Source organism: Nocardia albiluteola (assembly GCF_018860155.1).
GTDB lineage: Bacteria > Actinomycetota > Actinomycetes > Mycobacteriales > Mycobacteriaceae > Nocardia > Nocardia albiluteola.
On record NZ_JAHKNI010000011.1, the window covers coordinates 41,309 to 58,348 of the forward strand.

Genomic DNA, 17,040 nt, shown 5'->3' on the forward strand with positions numbered 1-17,040 from the left:
AGTTCCCGGGAATGCGAAAGCCTCGTGCTCGACATCGACGACACAGCTCTGAAAGCTCTGGATAACCATCGTCCACCGACACTCGAAGCTCGGCTACCGCGTCGCCCTCGAACCAGTCGGCGACACCGCATGATTCGCACCTCCCGCGCAGGGTTGTCGATTCGATGGGTCTATCGGGTTGCGATGCGGCTATGGGTTGGGGTGCGGCGGGGGTACAGGGCGCTGTGTAGCGGGGGGCCCAGGACGCGGCGCAGCGCGTGCGGTGTCATGGCAGTGACGGGGGCGAGGGGGTTGAGGTACCTGGTAAAGATCACTCCACCGATCAGAGCGACGGCGGCGGTGGCGCGTTCGGTGGCGTCGGGGCCGCCCAAATATTCAGCAAGTCCGCTGATTACCTCGTTCTCCAGGTAGTCGCGCAGGACGCGCATGACGTCTTCGTCTCGGGCTGCCAGCCGGTTCTCGGCGGGATCGGTGGCCTCCCAGCCGTCGACGACCGAGCACAGCAGCCGGTCGGCCAAGCCCTCCGCCGGACCGTCCACGACCGCGGCCAGGTTGAGCGTGCGACTGCAGGCCACGCGCATGACCTCGACGAAAAGGCCTTGTTTGGTACCGAAGTGATAGATGACCGCCGCCGAGTCGACCCCGGCTCGCGCGGCCACCGCGCGCACCGTTGTACGCCGGAAACCGTGACGCAGGAACAGCTCCTGCGCCGCCTCCGCGATGTGTTCCCGCGTAGGCGGACGGCCCCTCGGGCGACCACGCGATTTATTCAGCATCGTTGAATTCCACGACTCGTGGGTGCCAGTGTCAAGCACGCCCCACCCACGAAGATCGAAGGAGTCACGCACATGCTCATCACAGTGTTCGGAGCCACCGGCCCGACCGGCCGCCAACTGACCGACCAGGCACTCGCCGCAGGCCACCACGTCACCGCCGTAGCCCGGCGGCCGGAGAAACTCACGCCCCGTCCAGGCCTGACCTTGGCCCGAGCGGACGTCGCCGATCCCGAAGCCGTCGAGGCTGTGGTCGCCGGCAGCGACGCTGTGCTGTCCGCCCTCGGCGCAGCACCGACCCGGGGACCTGTCGACACATACTCCACCGGTACCGGGCACATTGCGGAGGCGATGCACCGGCAGGGTGTGAAGCGGCTGATCGTGATCAGCTCGAGCGTCCTCGATCCCGGTTGGAGGCCGAGCAACGCCGTCTTTTTCAACAACGTGTTCGACCCGTACGTGAACCGGGTCCTGGCCCGTACCGCCCACGAGGACATGCGGCGGATGGAGGCCGCAGTCCGCGCCAGCGAGTTGGACTGGACGATTGTCCGACCCTCCGGTCTTTTCGATCACCCGGACGTGACCGACTACGTGACAGACGAGAACAGCGCCGACGGGGTGTTCACTGCCCGATCCGACCTCGCCGCAGCCATGCTCGGACAGCTCACGGACGGCCGCTTCACCCGCAAGGCGATAGGTGTCGCGACAACCCAGATCAAGCCCAATATCGCCAAGCTGATCTGGAGCGAGGCCACCCGGAAGCGGTAGTAGACCTATGGCGACGCTGTCGGCGGTGAACGCTGAAATTCCTTCCACGATAAAAGGATTGAGCACAATGTCTGTGTCGTTGTCGGCCTCGGCCGAGGCCTTCTTGGCCGAGAACCACGCCTGCACGCTGACCACCGTGCGACCCGACGGGTCGCCCCACGTGGTGCCCGTGCGATTTACCTGGGATCGCACGTCCGGGTTGGCGCGCGTCATGACGATCAAGTCGCGACGCAAGGCTAGGAATATCCTGGCCGGCCCCGGCGGCCGCGTCGCGATCTGCCAGACGGCAGGTTTTCGGTGGCTGACGCTCGAAGGTCCGGCCGTCGTATCAGATGATCCGCGGCGCATAGCCGAGGGCGTGCGCCGGTATACCAGCCGCTACTCGTCCCCGCCGCCCAGCCCGCCAGGGCTGGTGGTGATCGAGGTCGCGGTGGACCGGGTCATAAGCCCGGACAACTGATCCGGGTATCGCGGCCCAGAGCATCCGGGTTACCAATCCCCAATCATCATCAACACAAGGGAACATCATGACGCAACTCGATAGCAACGACGACGATCGGCCGGTCACCTTGATCAACGTATTCGAGGTTCCAGCCGACCAGGTCGACGAGGCCATCACCCAATGGCGTATCCGCGCACAGCTCATGGCGAGTGCTCCCGGATTCCGAGACTCACGACTGCATCGGGCGATCTCTTCGACGGCGCGGTTCCAACTTGTCAACGTTGCGCATTGGGACAGCCAGGCCGATCTGGAAGCGGCCCAAGCCGACCCCGCGTTTCGAGCTATGGCGGAGAACGCCCAGTTGTCGGTTTCAGCCAACCCGGCAGCTTATGAGGTCGTGGTCGAACTTCTTAGAAACGACTCGGAGCCGCCGGAATTCGACGGCTCCGAGCTCCCGGAAAATGGGGACCGGTAGTTCACACCGGCCCTCGCCGCCACCACCCGCGCCGCTTTCCCCGGCCTCCCGCCCGCAGCACTCGCTCTCGCCCTGCGAATCTGGGGTCGCATGCACGGCCTCGTCGCCCTCGAGGTGCACGGCCACCTCGGCCCGCAGACCAGCCGGCCCGTGGCTCTGTACCACGCGGAAATGCTCGACCTGGCGGACTCCCTCGGCCTGGGTTGAGCCTCGCGCTCGGCCCGTTGCGGTTTCGCATCAAGATCGGGACGCGGCGGAGGGGCCGCGGAGCGCGTAGGCGGAGAATGTGATGTGATCGAGGAATCCAGATCCACTCCCGGGAAGGGACTCCACACTCGTGATCATCCAGCGAGAGACCCAGATGTCGCTCGTCGTGCGCACGGACTTCTCCGATGAACAGGCTTGGGAGGCTTGCCGTTCAGCGATCGAGAAGTCCGCGGTCGAGGCGATCGGGCACCCCGACAACTTCGTCGAGTTCGTGGACAATCCGGAGTACCGCGACATCACGGTGCAGCAGTTCCTCGACGAGCTCCCCGAGGGAGACGAGGATGAGAACGACACGTACGTCATGCTGGCGGACCAGCAGACCATGACGAACGCGGATTATCCGGTGCTCGTACTCGACCTGTTCGACGCGGGGCGCGGGACGACCGCGCGCGTCGCCTCGTCCGAGTTGTGGGAAGTGGTCGGCAATCTCGACAACGCCAACATGGATGTCCGGGACTACGCGGACGCCGCGGGCGAAGACGGCGTATTCCGTAACTTCCCCTGATCCGTTTCGCGCCCGAAGTCCGCGGCGTCACCCGGATTTCGGGCGCTTCCGCCGCGCCGGCGCGCCGAGAGTCGCCGACAGCTGATCGGCCACCGTGCGCGTGAACTCTCCCGCCTCGCGTAAATGGTTGCCCAGGCGCTGTTTCGGGGCGGAGACGTTGATGGCGGCGACGACGTCGCCGCGGAAGCCGTAGACCGGCGCGGACACACCGACCAGCCCGGGCTCGAATTCCTCGTCCACCGAGGCATATCCGCGCTGCCGGATGTCGGCGACCCTGCCCAGCAGGAACTCCAACGTCAGCCAGTCCGTATCCGCCTGTGCGCCAACGGGTATCGCGGTGGCGATCGGCGACGCGGGACGGTCCGGGGGAAACAGGTCCCACCAGCGGGTGATGGTCTCGTCGTCCCATTCGCTCATCAGGGTGCGGCCCGCGGAGGTGGTGTAGGGGTCGACCGAGGTGCCCTCCCAGCCGATGCCGCGGAAGGCGTGCGTCGCCAGCTCGCTGTGCAGGGTCAGCACCCGGTTGCCGCGCAGGACGCACAGGTGGGTGGTCTCGTTCAGGCCTCCCACCACCTTGCGCAGGTACGGCGCGGACACATGCGCCAGCTGAGTTTCGGTGGCGTGCGTGGCCAGGGCGAACAGCCGCCAGCCCGGGCGGTAGGCCTTGGTGTCCTCGTCGCGGGCCACCAGACCGGCCTCGGCGAGCGTGGCCAGCGCGCGGGAGACCTGCGCCTTGTCGCGCCCGGCCAGCTCGGCGATCCGGGAGACACCCAACCCGGCCGCGGCATCGGGCCGCGCCAGCACCTCCAGCAGCTCGACATCGCGGATCAAACCGGAGCTGTAGGTCCGCTGATCAGCCATTACTCCCCCTATCGGAGCTCACGGCGGGGCCGACGACCCCGCCTCGCAGTCGGACGGTCCATCTCACGCCGTAACCCCACGGTTCGGCCGCCGCCCGCGTCATTGTGTTGATTATCGTGCAACAGTGGTTGCTTGAATGTCAATGCTCGCGATACCTTCGCTCCATTGAAGTGCCGTGGCTCACACCGCCCCCATCGGTGTGCCACGGCATGCTGCAGGAAGAGAGTGCATTGCAATGACGAGTGCCGAAATCCACGATCCCGCCGAACCCGTCGTAGGCCCCAAGGCCTGGCGGTTCCTGAAACGGCTCACGGCCGTGACCGCGGGCGGAATGTTCATCGACGGCTACATATTCGCGGTCATCGGCGTGACGATGGCGCTGCAGACGTTCAAGGACGATCTGCACGTCACCACCACCTGGGCGGGCCTGATCTCCTCCGCCACGCTGATCGGAATCTTCATCGGCGCAACCACTTTCGGCTGGCTTACCGACAGGGTCGGCCGCAAGGCGATGTTCCTGGGCGACCTGGCCGGGTTCGCGATCGCCTCGGTGCTGATGTTCTTCGTGCAGTCCTCGTGGCAGATGTTCGCGCTGGGCCTGATCATGGGCCTGGCGGTCGGCGCCGACTACGCGATCGGTTCGCCACTGATCACCGAGTTCTCCCCGACCTCGCTGCGCGCCCGGCTCACCTCGTTCCTCCAGATCGCATGGAACGTCGGCTATGTCGTGGCCTTCCTCATCGGCTACCTGATCACCCGCGCCTACCCGCACGAGTGGCGGCTGGTCCTGGTCTCGGCCTTCATACCGGCGGCGCTGTGTCTGATCGCCCGGCACGGACTGCCCGAATCGCCGCGCTGGCTGCTGTCCCAGGGTCGCCGCGAGGAGGCCGAAGCCGTTCTCGCGCAGCTGGATTGGTCGCTGGAATCCGGCGACTTCCAGGCCGAGCAGCCCGAGGAGGCGAAGTTCTCCACGATCTTCTCCCGCGACTACATCGGCCGCACCTTCTTCGTCTCGATGTTCTGGACGTGCCTGGTACTGCCGTACTTCGCGATCATCTTCTTCCAGGCCGACGTGCTGAAGGCCCTGCACATGACCAATCCGATCGTCTCCGCGCTGGTCGGCACGATCGTCGCGCTGGCCGGCGCGGTGCTGGGCTGGTACCTGATCGAGCGGGTCGGGCGGCGCCGACTGCTGATCGTGCCGCTGTGGATCACCGGCATCGCGCTGCTGATCGTCTCGTTCGACGCCTCGCTGCCGCGGCTGATCGTGGCTGTCGCATTCTTCGTCTACCTCTTCGCCTACGGCGTGGCCTCCATCCTGTGCGGCGTATACCCGATGGAGCTGTTTCCGACCGCGGTGCGCACCAGCGGCGTCGGATTCTCCAGCTCGGTCAGCCGGATCGGCGCGGCCATCGGCACCTTCCTGTTGCCGATCGCGTTGAACCACTGGAGCGTCGGCGGCACCATGGCGGTGATGGGCGCGGTGTGCATCGCGGGCGCGATCGGCTCGCAGTACCTGGCGCCGGAGACGACCGGCCGTTCCCTGGCCGAGGTCAGCTCCAAGGCCGCCCGCGGTGTCATCCGCACGACCGCGGAGCGGCGGACCGCTGCGAGCCCGGCCACCGAGCCCAAGGTCGCCTGACCCGGCCGCTCGACCGAACCACCAACCCCTGCAACACCTTCGGAGGTGACAGCCATGGCCCGGCACACCGGTGTCGAACTCGGCGAATCGTTCATCGATCCCGGCGTCAACGCGGCGCACATCAATACCGTCCTCGGCCCGCGCGGCAGCGCCGCCGAAACGGCGTGGACCACCAGTCTGGCCACCCCGTCGGCGGGTTACGAACGCTTCGTGGTGATCATGCGCCCCGGTGTGCCGGTTCAGCCGTTCACCGTCTTCGTCTCCAAGGCCGCACCCGTCGACGACCGGCACGGCGAAATGATCTGGGGCCCTGCGCAGGCCGGGGTCGCCGCGGGCGTGGCCGACGCGGTCGCCGCGGGCACCGTCGCCCCCGACGAGGTCTCCGATCTGCGCCTGATCGTCGCGGTCTGGGTCAACCCGAAGGCCGACGACGCGGAGGCGGTCTACCGCAACAATCGCCTCGCCACCGCGACGGCGCTGGCCAACGGTGCGGCCCGGTACCCCGACGTCGACACCGTGCTGAAAACCCGTGGGCAGATCGGTAATCCGTTCTTCACCCCAGCCGACGGCGGCGCCCCCGGCACCGAAACCACCCCGGAGGACCCGAAATGAAAATCACCGCGATTCGTACCCGGAAACTACGTCAGGAACTCGATCCGCCCTTCTTCGCGGCCTGGGATCCGGTGCCGCGCAGGCATTTCGACGCCACCATCGTCGAGGTGCACACCGACGAGGGCATCGTCGGCATCGGATCCGGCGACACCATGGACGGTTTCGCCGCCTACGAGGACCTGTTCATCGGCACCGATCCGCTGAACATCATCGAGCAGGTCCGGCGGATCGAGACCATCAACTTCCACGCCGGGCGTTTCTGGCCGCTCGAGGTCGCGCTGTGGGACATCATCGGCAAGGCCGCGAACATGCCGGTGGCACAGCTGTTCGGCGGCGCGGAGCGCAAGATCCTGGCCTATGCCTCGACCGGGGAGCTGCGCACGCCCGAGCAGCGTGCCGAATCCGCCCTGGCCATCCGCGAAGCCGGCTTCCGGGCCATGAAAATCCGTGTGAATCCCCATGATTCGCGCGCCGGGCTCGCCGCGGTGCGCGCGGCCCGCGAGGCCGTCGGCGACACCATGGAGATCATGGTCGATCTCAACCAGTCGTGGCGGATGGCCGGGGACACCCAGGTCCCCGCGGATTATGTGACCGCCCGCCGCCTCATCGAGCAGTTCCGCGACCTGGACGTGTACTGGGTCGAGGAGCCGCTGCCCTACGTCGATCGCGACGGCCTGCGGCGGCTGCGCGCCGAGACCGGGATGCGGATCTCCGGCGGAGAGATGATCTCCTCGCTGCCCGAGGTCATCGACTACCTCGAGCACGACGTGCTGGACATCTACCAGATGGACGTGGTGCTCGCGGTCGGCATGCACCGTGCGCGGACCCTGGGCGAGCTGGCCATCGCCAAGAACCGCCGCTTCACCCCGCACTCCTGGACCAACGGCATCGGCGTGCTGGCCAATCTGCACGTCAGCGCCGGAATCGGCGGGGGGCCGTACTTCGAATTCCCCTACGATCCACCGGGCTGGACGCCCGAGCGCCGGGACTTCATGCTGACCCGCCCGGTAGAGGTCGATACTGAGGGCTACCTGCATGTTCCCGACGCACCCGGGATCGGATTCGAACTCGACGAGGAGGCGTGCCGCCGATGGGCACTGTGAACTGGCACGAGCGGGCCGAGCGCGCCGACCTGCCGAATCAACTCTTCATCGACGGGAAATTCGTCGATGCCGCCGACGGCGGGACCTTCGAGAAGTACTCCCCCATCGACGGGCGGCTGCAAGGCGTCGTTGCGTCCGGGCAGGCCGCCGATATCGACGCCGCGGTGTTCGCCGCGCGCCGGGCATTCGAGGACGGCCGCTGGTCCGGGCTGGATCCGGCCGTGCGCAAGGCGCACCTGCTGCGGTTCGCCGACGAGATCGAGCGCGCCGCCGAGCGCCTCGCCCTGGCCGAGACCCTGGATGTCGGCAAGCCGATCGCCAACACCCTCGCCGTCGACGCGCCCGGCACGGCGAACACGATCCGCTGGTATGCCGAGGCTATCGACAAGACCTACGACGAGATCGCCCCGGCCCCCGCCAAGCGCCTCGCGCTCATCACTCGCGAGCCGCTCGGCGTGGTCGGCGCGGTCGTGCCGTGGAACTACCCGTCGATGATCGCGTCCTGGAAGATCGGTCCCGCCCTGGCGGCGGGCAACACCTTCGTGCTCAAACCGGCCGAGCAGTCCCCGCATTCGGCGCTGGTACTGGCCGAGGCCGCGCAGCGCGCCGGGCTCCCCGACGGCGTGCTGAACGTGGTCACCGGATTCGGTGAGACCGCCGGGCAGGCCCTGGGCCGTCATCTGGACGTGGACAAGATCGCCTTCACCGGGTCCACCCGGGTGGGAAGGCTGTTCCAGCAGTACGCGGCGGAATCCAACGGCAAGCAGGTGGCCATCGAGGCGGGCGGCAAGTCGCCGCAGCTGGTGCTGGACAGCGCCGGAGATCTGCAGCGCATCGCCGAAACCGTGGCCTGGGGCATCTATTACAACGTCGGGCAGACCTGCAACGCCGGCTCCCGCCTGATAGTGCACGAATCCCTAGCGGACGAATTGGTCACGCGCATCGCCGAATTCGCGGCCAGGACGTTCGTCCCAGGAGATCCGCTGGACGAGAACACCCAGTTCGGTGCGATCGCCGACGAGCAGCAGCTCGCCAGCGTGACCGGCTATCTGGAACAGGGCCGCCGCACCGCCCGCCTGGTGACCGGCGGCAACCGCGTGCGCACCGAATCCGGCGGCTACTACGTGCAACCGACGATCTTCTCCGAGGTGGATAACGATTCCACGCTCGCGCAGGAGGAGATCTTCGGGCCCGTGCTGACCGTGACCACCTTCACCACCGAGGAGCAGGGGGTGGCGCTGGCCAACGACACCCGCTACGGCCTGGCGGCCTCGGTATGGACCACCGATCTGTCTGCCGCCCACCGGGTTTCGCGCCAGCTACGCGCGGGGACGGTGTGGGTCAACACCTTCGACGAATCGAGCGTGATCACCCCGTTCGGCGGCTTCAAGGAGACCGGACTCGGGCGGGACAAATCCCTGCACGCCCTCGACGCCTACACCGCACTGAAGACCACCTGGATAAATTGGGAATAACTGAGATGACACTGAATTCGACCCCGCTCATCGGGTTCATCGGCCTCGGCCACATGGGCGGGCACATGTCCGCGAACCTCGTGCGGGCCGGGCATCGCCTGCTCGTGCACGACCTCAACGCCGAGGCTGTGCAGCGCCTGGTCGATCTCGGCGCCGAGCGCGCCGAGTCGATCGCCGAGCTGGCCGCCGCCTGCGACGTCGTGATCACGATGCTGCCCGGGCCGCCGCAGGTCGAGGCCGTGATCCGGGAGATGGGTCCGCTGCTGCGGCCCGGCTCGGTGTGGGTGGACATGTCCACCTCCACCCCGGCCGCCGCCCGTGTGCTGGACGACCTGCTGAGCGAGCGCGACGTCTCCCGCCTCGACGCGCCGGTGTCGGGGATGGCCAAGGGCGCCGCCTCGGGCATGTTGCAGATCTTCGTCGGCGGCGAGACCGCGGTGCTCGAGCGGGTGCGGCCGCTGTTCGAGGTGATGGGCGATCCCGAGCGGGTGCTGCACGTCGGCGGGCTCGGCGCGGGGTACACCGTCAAGCTGATGATCAACCAGCTGTGGTTCTCGCATCTGGTCGCCGCGGCCGAGGTGCTGACCGTCGGGGTGAAGGCCGGGGTCGACCTCGAGGTACTGCACCGCTCGCTGCTGGCCAGCCCGGCCGCGAGTTCGTTCCTGGCCAACGATCTGCCCTCGATCTTCGCCGATGACTACGACGAGTCCTTCGCGATGAAGCTGGCATGCAAGGATCTCGGCCTCTCGATCGATCTGGGCCGCGATGTCGGTGTGCCGACGCCGATCTCGGCGCACGTCGAGCAGATCTATCGCACCGCGCTGGCGAAATACGGCCCCGATTCCGGCGAGATGATTCCGGTGCGGCTGGCCGAGGAGTACGCCGGGCTGCTGCTGCGTCCGGCCGAGGCGCAGGAGACGGCGGCATGACCGAACATCATTGCGGCTACGCACATTCGGTGCACGCCGAGAACTGGGACATCACCACCCGAACCCAGGTGATCGCCGGGGCCGGGTCGGTCGCGCGGCTGGGCGGGCTGCTTCACGAGCGGGGCGCGCGGCGGGTGCTGATCGTCACCGATCCGGGCCTGCGCAAGACCGGCATGGTGGACGACGTCGCCGCGACGATCACCACCGCAGGGCCGGCGGTGACGATCCACAGCGAGATCCCCGCGAATCCGTCGACGGCCTCGCTGGACGTGGCCACAGCGGTCGCGCGGGATGCCCGCGCCGATTTCGTCGTCGCGATCGGCGGCGGCTCGGCGCTGGACGCGGCGAAGGCCGTTGCGCTGCTGGCCCACACATCGCTGTCGGCCGAATCGCTGGACGGCTCTGAGGAATTCGACGCCCCGACGGTACCGCTGGCGGCCATCCCGACTACGGCCGGAACCGGCGCGGAGACCAACGGTTTCGGCGTCATGGAGAGCGCCGACCATCGCAAGGTGTACATCGGCACCGCCGCGACGACCCCCGAACTGGTGATCCTGGACGCCGAGCTGACGGTCGGGCTGCCCGCGAAGGTCACCGCGGCGGCGGGTTTCGACGCGATCATCCACGGCGCGGAATCGCTGCTTTCCCAGGGCGCTACCTCGCTCTCGCGCGCCTACGCCACCGAATCGCTGCGGCTGACCGTCGCGGCCCTGGCCGACGCGGTGGCCGACGGCTCCGATATCGAGGCCCGCAGCCGCATGCTGATCGGCTCGCACCTGGCCGGGCGCGCCCTGTCGCTGAGCGGACTGGGCCTGGTCCACGGCATCGGGCATTCGATCACCGCCACCACCGGCACCCCGCACGGCGTCGCGCTGGCCTCGATCGCGGGTCCGGCGCTGGCCTTCGGAGCCGGTGCGGCACAGGCGAAGTACGCCGATCTGGTCCGGGTGCTGGATCTGGACGGCGACGGTGCGCGCGCGGCGCAGCGGATCGAGGAGATCGCGGCCACGGTCGGCCTGCCCACAAACCTGGGTGAGCTGGGCGTGGGCGAGGAGCTCGTCGAAACCCTGGTCACCAAGACCCTCGCGGACGCGGTCACCAACAACACCCCGCTGCGGCCCAGCGCCGAGCAATTGGCGGCGCTGTTGCGGGCCAGCATCCGGAGCCCCGGTAAGGACCAATGACCGACAGCCGCACCGCGGGAAGCCTCGATGTCGTTGCCATCAGGGCATCCGTGTGGCCGACGTCCGATCCGATGTGCTCCCGCGACCGGCGAAAGCCCATGAGCCAAAGGCGCATCCAACCCAGGCTGCGGTATCACGCACGAGTTCCGCATCTCACGCCGTGATCCGGACCGTGTCATCCGATCGTTCCGCGCGCCAACGAGAGCTGAGAGTCGAGCAGCACGTGCGGACCGACGATCCGGACCGCTCGACGACGACACCGCCCGCGGGCCGTGTCGGATCACCGGGTGCGAACGCCCGGCTGGATAGCCGACGAAAGAAGGAGAACTGTGATGGCTCACGACCGTGAGTCCGCCCTGGCCCTGGTCGCGGAGCTGCCGCGCGGGCTCTACATCAATGGCCGCTGGCGCGAATCTGCAACGGGCGCACACTATCCCGTGCACAGTCCCGCCGACGGCACGGTGCTGACCGAGGTCGCCGACGCGAGCGTGGCCGATGCGCAGGACGCGCTGACCGCCGCCGAAGCCGCCCAGAAGGACTGGGGTGCAACAACACCGCGGTATCGCGCCGAGCTGCTGCGCAGGGTGTTCGATCGGATCATCGAGCGCACCGAGGATTTCGCGGCGCTGATCAGCCTCGAGATGGGCAAGCCGCTGGCCGAGGCGCGCGGCGAGGTGGCCTACGGCGCGGAGTTCCTGCGCTGGTTCTCCGAGCAGGCCGCTCATCTGACCGGGTCGTATGCCCCGGCGCCGAACGGCGGCTATCGCATCGTCACGGCCAAGCAGCCGGTCGGGCCCTCGCTGCTGATCACCCCGTGGAATTTCCCGCTGGCCATGGCAACCCGCAAGATCGGCGCGGCGCTCGCGGCGGGCTGCACCTGCCTGATCAAGCCCGCACCGCAGACGCCGCTGACGCTGGCGCTGCTGATGCGGATCTTCGATGAGCTGAATGTGCCCGCGGGCGTGGTGAATTACCTGCCGACGCTGGACGCCGCGGCGCAGTCCAAGGCGCTGATGGACGATCCGCGGCTGCGCAAGGTGTCGTTCACCGGATCCACCGGGGTCGGCTCGATCCTGTTGCATCAGGCCGCGGATCGGGTGCTGCGCACCTCGATGGAGCTGGGCGGCAACGGGCCGTTCATTGTGTTCGACGACGCGGACCTGGATGCCGCGGTCGAGGGCGCGATGCTGGCGAAGATGCGCAATGCGGGCGAATCCTGTGTCGCGGCAAACCGATTCCTCGTTCACAGCGCCGTCGCGGAGGAGTTCACGCAGCGGCTGGTGCGGCGTTTCGAGAAGCTGGTCATCGGCGACGCCTTCGACCCGGCCAGCACCGTCGGGCCGCTCATCGATGCCAGGCAGCTGGACAAGGTGACCGAACTGGTGGACGATGCCGTCGCCCACGGCGCGCGAATTCGCGTCGGCGGCAAGGCATCCAGCGGCGCGGGCTACTTCTATGCGCCGACCGTACTGACCGATGTGCCGGAGACGGCGCGAATCGGGCGCGAGGAGATCTTCGGCCCGGTCGCGGCGATCACCACCTTCGACACCGAGGCGCAGGCGCTCGAGCGCGCCAACGCCACCGAGTACGGCCTCGCCGGATACGTGTACACGCGGGACATCTCGCGCGCGCTGCGGTTCGCCGAAGGCCTGGAGTCCGGCATGGTCGGAGTGAACCGCGGCCTGGTGTCGGATCCGGGCGGCCCGTTCGGCGGGGTCAAGGCCTCGGGCCTGGGGCGTGAGGGCGGTGCCACCGGCATCGAGGAATACCTCGAGACGAAGTATCTCGCCGTCCAGTTGTAGAGGCGGGAGGGTGCGGCCCACGCGGATGAGGGCGCGTGGGGCGCACGGACCGCTACTGCCGCCGCAGTTCCATGGCCAGCTCACCGTGGCCGTTGTCGACGAGGAAGCCGAGGAACAGCGCCCGGAACGCCGCCTGCGCCGTCTCGGGTGGAATCGCGCCCGGCACGGCCAGTTCGTGCAATGCCATCCCGTGTGCCAGGGCGGTGAACGCCGCGGCGGCGCCCTCCGGATCCGGCCCGCCGGCTGCCCGCACGCCGGCCACGGCCACCGTCCGGGCAGCGGTCAGCGCGTGCGAGATGGAATCTCGGTATTCCGGATGCCGCGCGGCGTGCAGATACGCCTCGAACAGCGCGAGCGTTTCCGGATCGCGCGGCGCGGCGGTGAAGGCCAGGGCCTCGAGGACTTCGTCGGGCGTGCTGTGCGCCTCGGCGAGCGATTCGGCGAGCCGCACCTGAGCCTGCGCGTCGGTGTCGGTGTAGACCCGCAGCGCCTCCTCGATCAGCGCATCGATCGAGTCGAAGAAGTACCCGACGGTCGTCAGGGGCAGCCCGGCCCGTTCGGTCACCGCGCGGTGGGTCACCCCGGCCACACCGGCGGCCGCGACCACCTCGACGACGGCCTCGAGCAACGCCTCACGCCGCGCCTGAGCGCTGGGACGATGGCGGCGCACGGTCACATCCCCACCCTAGAACATCTCTGTAACTCTGTAACTTCTTACAGTTTCCCCCTGGGCAAAGTCTGTAAGTTCTTCTAGGGTTGGCCGTTATGACGTCCATCCACGCCTTTCGCGACGACGCCCTCGGCGAACACGACGCGGTAGCCCTCGCCGAATTGATCCGCGCCGGAAAGGTGAGCCGCCAGGAGCTCGCCGCCGCGGCCATCGAGCGGGCCCGCCTGGTCGATCCCCAGCTCAACGCGGTCATCAGCCCGATCTATGACGCTCCCCGGTACGGCACCCGCCCCGGCGCCGCCCTCGATGGCGTGCCGACGTTCGTCAAGGACAACACCGACGTCGCGGGCCTGCCGACCGGCCACGGCAGCGAGGCGTTCCGTGCCCGCCCGGCCGCGAAGGACGGCGCGTACACCGAACACCTCCGTGGCACCGGCCTGACGCTGATCGGCAAATCGCGCCTGCCGGAGTTCGGTTTCAACGCCAGCACCGAGTACATGACCGAATCGCCGGCCCGCAACCCGTGGAATCTCGATCATTCGATCGGCGCGTCGTCGGGCGGATCGGCCGCGCTCGTCGCCTCGGGTGTGGTCCCGATCGCGCACGCGAACGACGGCGGTGGCTCGATTCGCATCCCCGCGGCGTGCGGCGGACTCGTCGGGCTCAAGCCGAGCCGTGGCCGCCACATCGACGGGGAGCAGGTCAAACACCTTCCGCTGCACATAATTTCGGAGGGCGTGCTCACCCGCACCGTCCGCGATACCGCGGCATTCGTGGCCGCGGCCGAGGATCACTGGCGCAACCCGGCGCTGCCACCGATCGGACAGGTACACGGCCCGGCGCGGCGCCGGCTGCGCGTGGGGCTCGTGCTGCGCAGCGTGACCGGCGCCGAGGTGGACGCGCCGACGCGTGCGGCCGTCGAACACACCGCGGCCCTGCTGGAAAAGGCCGGTCACCTCGTCGAGCCGATCGCGCTACCGGTCACCGAGCAGTTCGCGGCCGACTTCGTCCAATACTGGGCGCTGCTGGCCGATCTCGCGATCAGCACCGGGAAGCTGATCCTGGATCGGTCGTTCGACGCCGCCCGGGCCGACGGCCTGTCGCGCGGCCTGCGGGCCCATCACCGGCAGGCGCCGCACCGCACCCCGGGGGCGCTGCGGCGCTTGCGCCGCGTTCCGGCCGCGTACGCGCGGATGTTCGCGCGGCACGAAGTCGTTGTCTCGCCGGTACTTTCGCATACGACTCCGCCGCTGGGCCATCTTTCGCCGACGGTCCCATTCCCCGAATTGATCGAGCGCCTCACGCACTATGTGGGTTACACGCCCCTGAACAACATCGCGGGCACCCCTGCCATCTCCTTGCCGATGGGCCGGACCGACGACGGACTTCCGGTCGGCGTGCACATGTCCGCCGCATACGGCGACGAGCGCACCCTGATCGAACTGGCCTACCTGCTCGAGGCCGAAAACCCCTTCCCTCGAATCCAGGACTGAATTCCACACGGCGGGAGATTTCGCCGAATCCGCTGACGCGCGGACTGGATTCCTGATGGCATGGACCCCGCACGCACGCATCACCGGAGGTCAGCATGTTGTCGCTACAGGAGATATCGGACCGGATGGAGATCCAGGATCTGATGGTGCGATATTCGCATGCGGTGGACACCCGGCAGTGGGATCTACTGGACGAGGTGTTCACCGCCGATGCGTACATCGACTACACCGCGATGGGCGGCGCCGCGGGCGACCTGGCCTCCACCAAGAAATTCCTGGCCGACATGCTGCCGAATTTCCTGGCGTTCCAGCACCTGATCAGCAATTCCTCGATCGCCGTCGACGGCGACACCGCCACCGCGCGCACCATGTGCCACAACCCGATGCTCGTCGCGGACGCGCAGGGCAAGCAGAGCCTGATGCTGTGCGGGCTGTGGTACCTGGACACGTTCGTGCGCGTCGAGGGGCAGTGGCGAATCCAGCGGCGGGTCGAGGAGAAGGGGTACATGTTCGTGGCACCGTCCGCCTGAGCGGCGCGGATACCGCCGGCCAAGCGCCGGACCAGATCTAGAACCCGCTACAGTTCCGCGGTGGGTTTCGCTAGCTTCTTCCGGCTCGGATCGGCCGCGTGATCGCCGATTTCCTCCAGCACTGGATGCTCTACTGCTCTATACCGGTCGTGGCGGCGCTCATCGGCTGGACCACCAAGCTAGTTGCGGTGGAGATGCTGTGCCGCCCGCTCGAGTTCGTCGGCATCCGGCCCTGGTTCGGCTGGCAGGGAGTGATCCCGAAGGCGGCGCCGCGGATGGCGACGATCGCGGTCGACCTGATGTTCTCCCGGCTGATCGACCCGCAGGAACTGCTGGGCCGCGTCGACGTCGCCGAACTCACCACCACCCTGCGCGAACCCCTGGACAACGCCATCGCGCGCATGGTGAATCAGCTGATGATGCGCTACGAACCGCGGATCTGGGTGACCATGCCGCAGGTCGCGCGCACGGCCATGATCGCCCGCGTGCAGCGGGACGTGCCCGAGCTGATCGAGGACATCGTCACCGACCTGCGCCTGAACCTCGACCAGGTGATGGATCTGCGGTCCATCGCCATCGACACCCTGGTCAACGACAAGGCGCTGCTGGTGAAGATGGTGCGTCACGTGGGGCATCACGAGCTGCGCTTCATCGTGCGCTCGGGGCTGCTGTTCGGCACGGTGCTGGGCTTCGTGCAGATGTTCACCTGGGCATTCACCCACTCCCCCATGCTGATGCCGCTGTTCGGCGGCCTCACCGGCCTGTCCACGGACTGGCTGGCGCTGCAGATGATCTTCCGTCCGGTCGACCGGCGCCGAGTGCTGGGCATCGTGCCGTGGCAGGGCCTGTTCCACCGGCGCCGCGAACAGGTCTGCAACGACTACGCCGACCTGATCGCCACCGAAATCCTCACCCCGGCAAAGATGCTCGAGGCCGTCCTGAACGGCCATCGCGCGGACCGCCTCACCTCCATCCTCTCCAGAAGGATCGGCGAATTCATCGATGCCCAGTCCGCACCCGCGCGACCGCTGGTGACCCTGGTCGCCGGCGACAGCATCACCGCCCTCAAACGCGACATGGCGCCGGAGATGATCGCCTACATCCGCAGCGCCGCAGCCGGATTCGAGGAGCACGCCATGCGCACCCTCGATCTGCGCACCCTTGTCGTGGAGAAGACCCGCCTGATGACCGACAACGAGTACGAGGGCCTGCTGCGCCCGGCCTTCAAACAGGACGAGTGGAAGCTGGTGGCAATCGGCGGCATCCTGGGCTTCCTGGTCGGCGAACTACAGGTCCACCTGCTGCTGAACTGACAGCTCATACCACCGGTTGCGACCGTCCCCGGGCAATTCTGTCGCCACCCCGCACTACCGGTGCCGCTGGCCGGAAGATGTAGCGGAAGAACGGATTCCACCTCAAGCCGACCATAGCCTTGTGTAGGGAGGCCGTGGTGATACCGGCGCACCGGAGGTGGGCGTGTTCTCAACGCCTGTGACGCGGTTTGCAGGG

General features: G+C 67.9%; 17 protein-coding genes and 1 pseudogene. 15 read left to right on the plus strand and 3 right to left on the minus strand.

Annotated features, from left to right (window positions below):
- Nucleotides 1-170 precede the first annotated feature (170 nt).
- Nucleotides 171-776, minus strand: coding sequence for a TetR/AcrR family transcriptional regulator (locus KO481_RS28670; RefSeq protein ID WP_215917580.1), 606 nt, complete (start codon nt 774-776; stop codon nt 171-173).
- A gap of 72 nt (nt 777-848) precedes the next feature.
- On the opposite strand from KO481_RS28670, the gene KO481_RS28675 reads away from it, so the two are divergent.
- The 5 genes and pseudogenes from KO481_RS28675 to KO481_RS28695 all read left to right on the plus strand — a co-directional run bounded on the left by KO481_RS28675 (nt 849) and on the right by KO481_RS28695 (nt 3,230).
- Complete coding sequence (locus tag KO481_RS28675; RefSeq protein WP_215917579.1) at nt 849-1,541, plus strand: NAD(P)-dependent oxidoreductase; 693 nt, start codon at nt 849-851, stop codon at nt 1,539-1,541.
- 67 nt (nt 1,542-1,608) lie between these two features.
- Complete coding sequence (locus KO481_RS28680) at nt 1,609-2,001, plus strand: pyridoxamine 5'-phosphate oxidase family protein (protein ID WP_215917578.1); 393 nt, start codon at nt 1,609-1,611, stop codon at nt 1,999-2,001.
- 67 nt (nt 2,002-2,068) lie between these two features.
- Nucleotides 2,069-2,458 (plus strand): antibiotic biosynthesis monooxygenase family protein, encoded by a 390-nt coding sequence (locus tag KO481_RS28685; protein WP_215917577.1) that lies wholly within the window; start codon nt 2,069-2,071, stop codon nt 2,456-2,458.
- Between the two features lie 27 nt (nt 2,459-2,485).
- Nucleotides 2,486-2,665, plus strand: a pseudogene (locus tag KO481_RS28690) (WHG domain-containing protein); the annotation flags it as partial.
- 130 nt (nt 2,666-2,795) lie between these two features.
- Nucleotides 2,796-3,230: a DUF6924 domain-containing protein gene (locus KO481_RS28695; protein WP_215917576.1), complete on the plus strand. Its 435-nt coding sequence runs from the start codon at nt 2,796-2,798 to the stop codon at nt 3,228-3,230.
- A 27-nt stretch (nt 3,231-3,257) separates the two neighbouring features.
- Here KO481_RS28695 and KO481_RS28700 read toward each other — a convergent pair whose 3' ends face one another.
- Nucleotides 3,258-4,091 carry an IclR family transcriptional regulator gene (locus tag KO481_RS28700; protein ID WP_215917575.1) on the minus strand — a complete coding sequence of 278 codons (834 nt, stop codon included), beginning with the start codon at nt 4,089-4,091 and terminating at the stop codon, nt 3,258-3,260.
- A gap of 235 nt (nt 4,092-4,326) precedes the next feature.
- Here KO481_RS28700 and KO481_RS28705 point away from each other — a divergent pair, with 235 nt between their 5' ends.
- The 7 genes from KO481_RS28705 (at nt 4,327) to KO481_RS28735 (ending at nt 12,838) form a co-directional block, all read left to right on the plus strand.
- Nucleotides 4,327-5,733, plus strand: a complete 1,407-nt coding sequence (locus KO481_RS28705; protein WP_215917574.1) for an MFS transporter — start codon at nt 4,327-4,329, stop codon at nt 5,731-5,733.
- A gap of 54 nt (nt 5,734-5,787) precedes the next feature.
- Nucleotides 5,788-6,345 carry a formaldehyde-activating enzyme gene (gene fae / locus KO481_RS28710; protein ID WP_215917573.1) on the plus strand — a complete coding sequence of 186 codons (558 nt, stop codon included), beginning with the start codon at nt 5,788-5,790 and terminating at the stop codon, nt 6,343-6,345.
- Nucleotides 6,342-7,448, plus strand: a complete 1,107-nt coding sequence (locus KO481_RS28715) for a mandelate racemase/muconate lactonizing enzyme family protein (RefSeq protein ID WP_215917572.1) — start codon at nt 6,342-6,344, stop codon at nt 7,446-7,448. The genes fae and KO481_RS28715 overlap by 4 nt, the downstream gene beginning before the upstream one ends.
- Nucleotides 7,436-8,923, plus strand: a complete 1,488-nt coding sequence (locus tag KO481_RS28720) for an aldehyde dehydrogenase (protein WP_215917571.1) — start codon at nt 7,436-7,438, stop codon at nt 8,921-8,923. The genes KO481_RS28715 and KO481_RS28720 overlap by 13 nt, the downstream gene beginning before the upstream one ends.
- A 5-nt stretch (nt 8,924-8,928) precedes the next feature.
- The gene (locus tag KO481_RS28725; protein WP_215917570.1) at nt 8,929-9,852 is read left to right on the plus strand and encodes an NAD(P)-dependent oxidoreductase; all 924 of its coding nucleotides are present in this window, start codon (nt 8,929-8,931) and stop codon (nt 9,850-9,852) included.
- Entirely contained in the window at nt 9,849-11,036 is a 1,188-nt protein-coding gene (locus tag KO481_RS28730; RefSeq protein ID WP_215917569.1) for an iron-containing alcohol dehydrogenase family protein, read from the plus strand. Before KO481_RS28725 ends, KO481_RS28730 begins: the two co-directional genes overlap by 4 nt.
- A gap of 332 nt (nt 11,037-11,368) precedes the next feature.
- The gene (locus KO481_RS28735; protein ID WP_215917568.1) at nt 11,369-12,838 is read left to right on the plus strand and encodes an NAD-dependent succinate-semialdehyde dehydrogenase; all 1,470 of its coding nucleotides are present in this window, start codon (nt 11,369-11,371) and stop codon (nt 12,836-12,838) included.
- Between the two features lie 52 nt (nt 12,839-12,890).
- On the opposite strand, the gene KO481_RS28740 is transcribed toward KO481_RS28735, so the two are convergent.
- Nucleotides 12,891-13,514: a TetR/AcrR family transcriptional regulator gene (locus KO481_RS28740; RefSeq protein ID WP_215917567.1), complete on the minus strand. Its 624-nt coding sequence runs from the start codon at nt 13,512-13,514 to the stop codon at nt 12,891-12,893.
- An 89-nt stretch (nt 13,515-13,603) separates the two neighbouring features.
- Here KO481_RS28740 and KO481_RS28745 point away from each other — a divergent pair, with 89 nt between their 5' ends.
- From KO481_RS28745 to KO481_RS44450, 3 genes are all read left to right on the plus strand, one after another.
- Complete coding sequence (locus KO481_RS28745) at nt 13,604-15,001, plus strand: amidase (RefSeq protein ID WP_215917566.1); 1,398 nt, start codon at nt 13,604-13,606, stop codon at nt 14,999-15,001.
- 95 nt (nt 15,002-15,096) lie between these two features.
- Nucleotides 15,097-15,531: a nuclear transport factor 2 family protein gene (locus tag KO481_RS28750; RefSeq protein WP_215917565.1), complete on the plus strand. Its 435-nt coding sequence runs from the start codon at nt 15,097-15,099 to the stop codon at nt 15,529-15,531.
- Nucleotides 15,532-15,629: 98 nt separating this feature from the next.
- The gene (locus KO481_RS44450) at nt 15,630-16,844 is read left to right on the plus strand and encodes a DUF445 domain-containing protein (RefSeq protein ID WP_215917564.1); all 1,215 of its coding nucleotides are present in this window, start codon (nt 15,630-15,632) and stop codon (nt 16,842-16,844) included.
- Nucleotides 16,845-17,040: the final 196 nt, after the last annotated feature.

Coding starts and splice junctions, on each gene's coding strand:
- KO481_RS28670 (WP_215917580.1), bottom strand. CDS start 776: ATGCTGAATAAATCGCGTGGTCGCCCGAGGGGCCGTCCGCCTACGCGG.
- KO481_RS28675 (WP_215917579.1), top strand. CDS start 849: ATGCTCATCACAGTGTTCGGAGCCACCGGCCCGACCGGCCGCCAACTG.
- KO481_RS28680 (WP_215917578.1), top strand. CDS start 1,609: ATGTCTGTGTCGTTGTCGGCCTCGGCCGAGGCCTTCTTGGCCGAGAAC.
- KO481_RS28685 (WP_215917577.1), top strand. CDS start 2,069: ATGACGCAACTCGATAGCAACGACGACGATCGGCCGGTCACCTTGATC.
- KO481_RS28700 (WP_215917575.1), bottom strand. CDS start 4,091: ATGGCTGATCAGCGGACCTACAGCTCCGGTTTGATCCGCGATGTCGAG.
- KO481_RS28705 (WP_215917574.1), top strand. CDS start 4,327: ATGACGAGTGCCGAAATCCACGATCCCGCCGAACCCGTCGTAGGCCCC.
- fae (WP_215917573.1), top strand. CDS start 5,788: ATGGCCCGGCACACCGGTGTCGAACTCGGCGAATCGTTCATCGATCCC.
- KO481_RS28715 (WP_215917572.1), top strand. CDS start 6,342: ATGAAAATCACCGCGATTCGTACCCGGAAACTACGTCAGGAACTCGAT.
- KO481_RS28720 (WP_215917571.1), top strand. CDS start 7,436: ATGGGCACTGTGAACTGGCACGAGCGGGCCGAGCGCGCCGACCTGCCG.
- KO481_RS28725 (WP_215917570.1), top strand. CDS start 8,929: ATGACACTGAATTCGACCCCGCTCATCGGGTTCATCGGCCTCGGCCAC.
- KO481_RS28730 (WP_215917569.1), top strand. CDS start 9,849: ATGACCGAACATCATTGCGGCTACGCACATTCGGTGCACGCCGAGAAC.
- KO481_RS28735 (WP_215917568.1), top strand. CDS start 11,369: ATGGCTCACGACCGTGAGTCCGCCCTGGCCCTGGTCGCGGAGCTGCCG.
- KO481_RS28745 (WP_215917566.1), top strand. CDS start 13,604: ATGACGTCCATCCACGCCTTTCGCGACGACGCCCTCGGCGAACACGAC.
- KO481_RS28750 (WP_215917565.1), top strand. CDS start 15,097: ATGTTGTCGCTACAGGAGATATCGGACCGGATGGAGATCCAGGATCTG.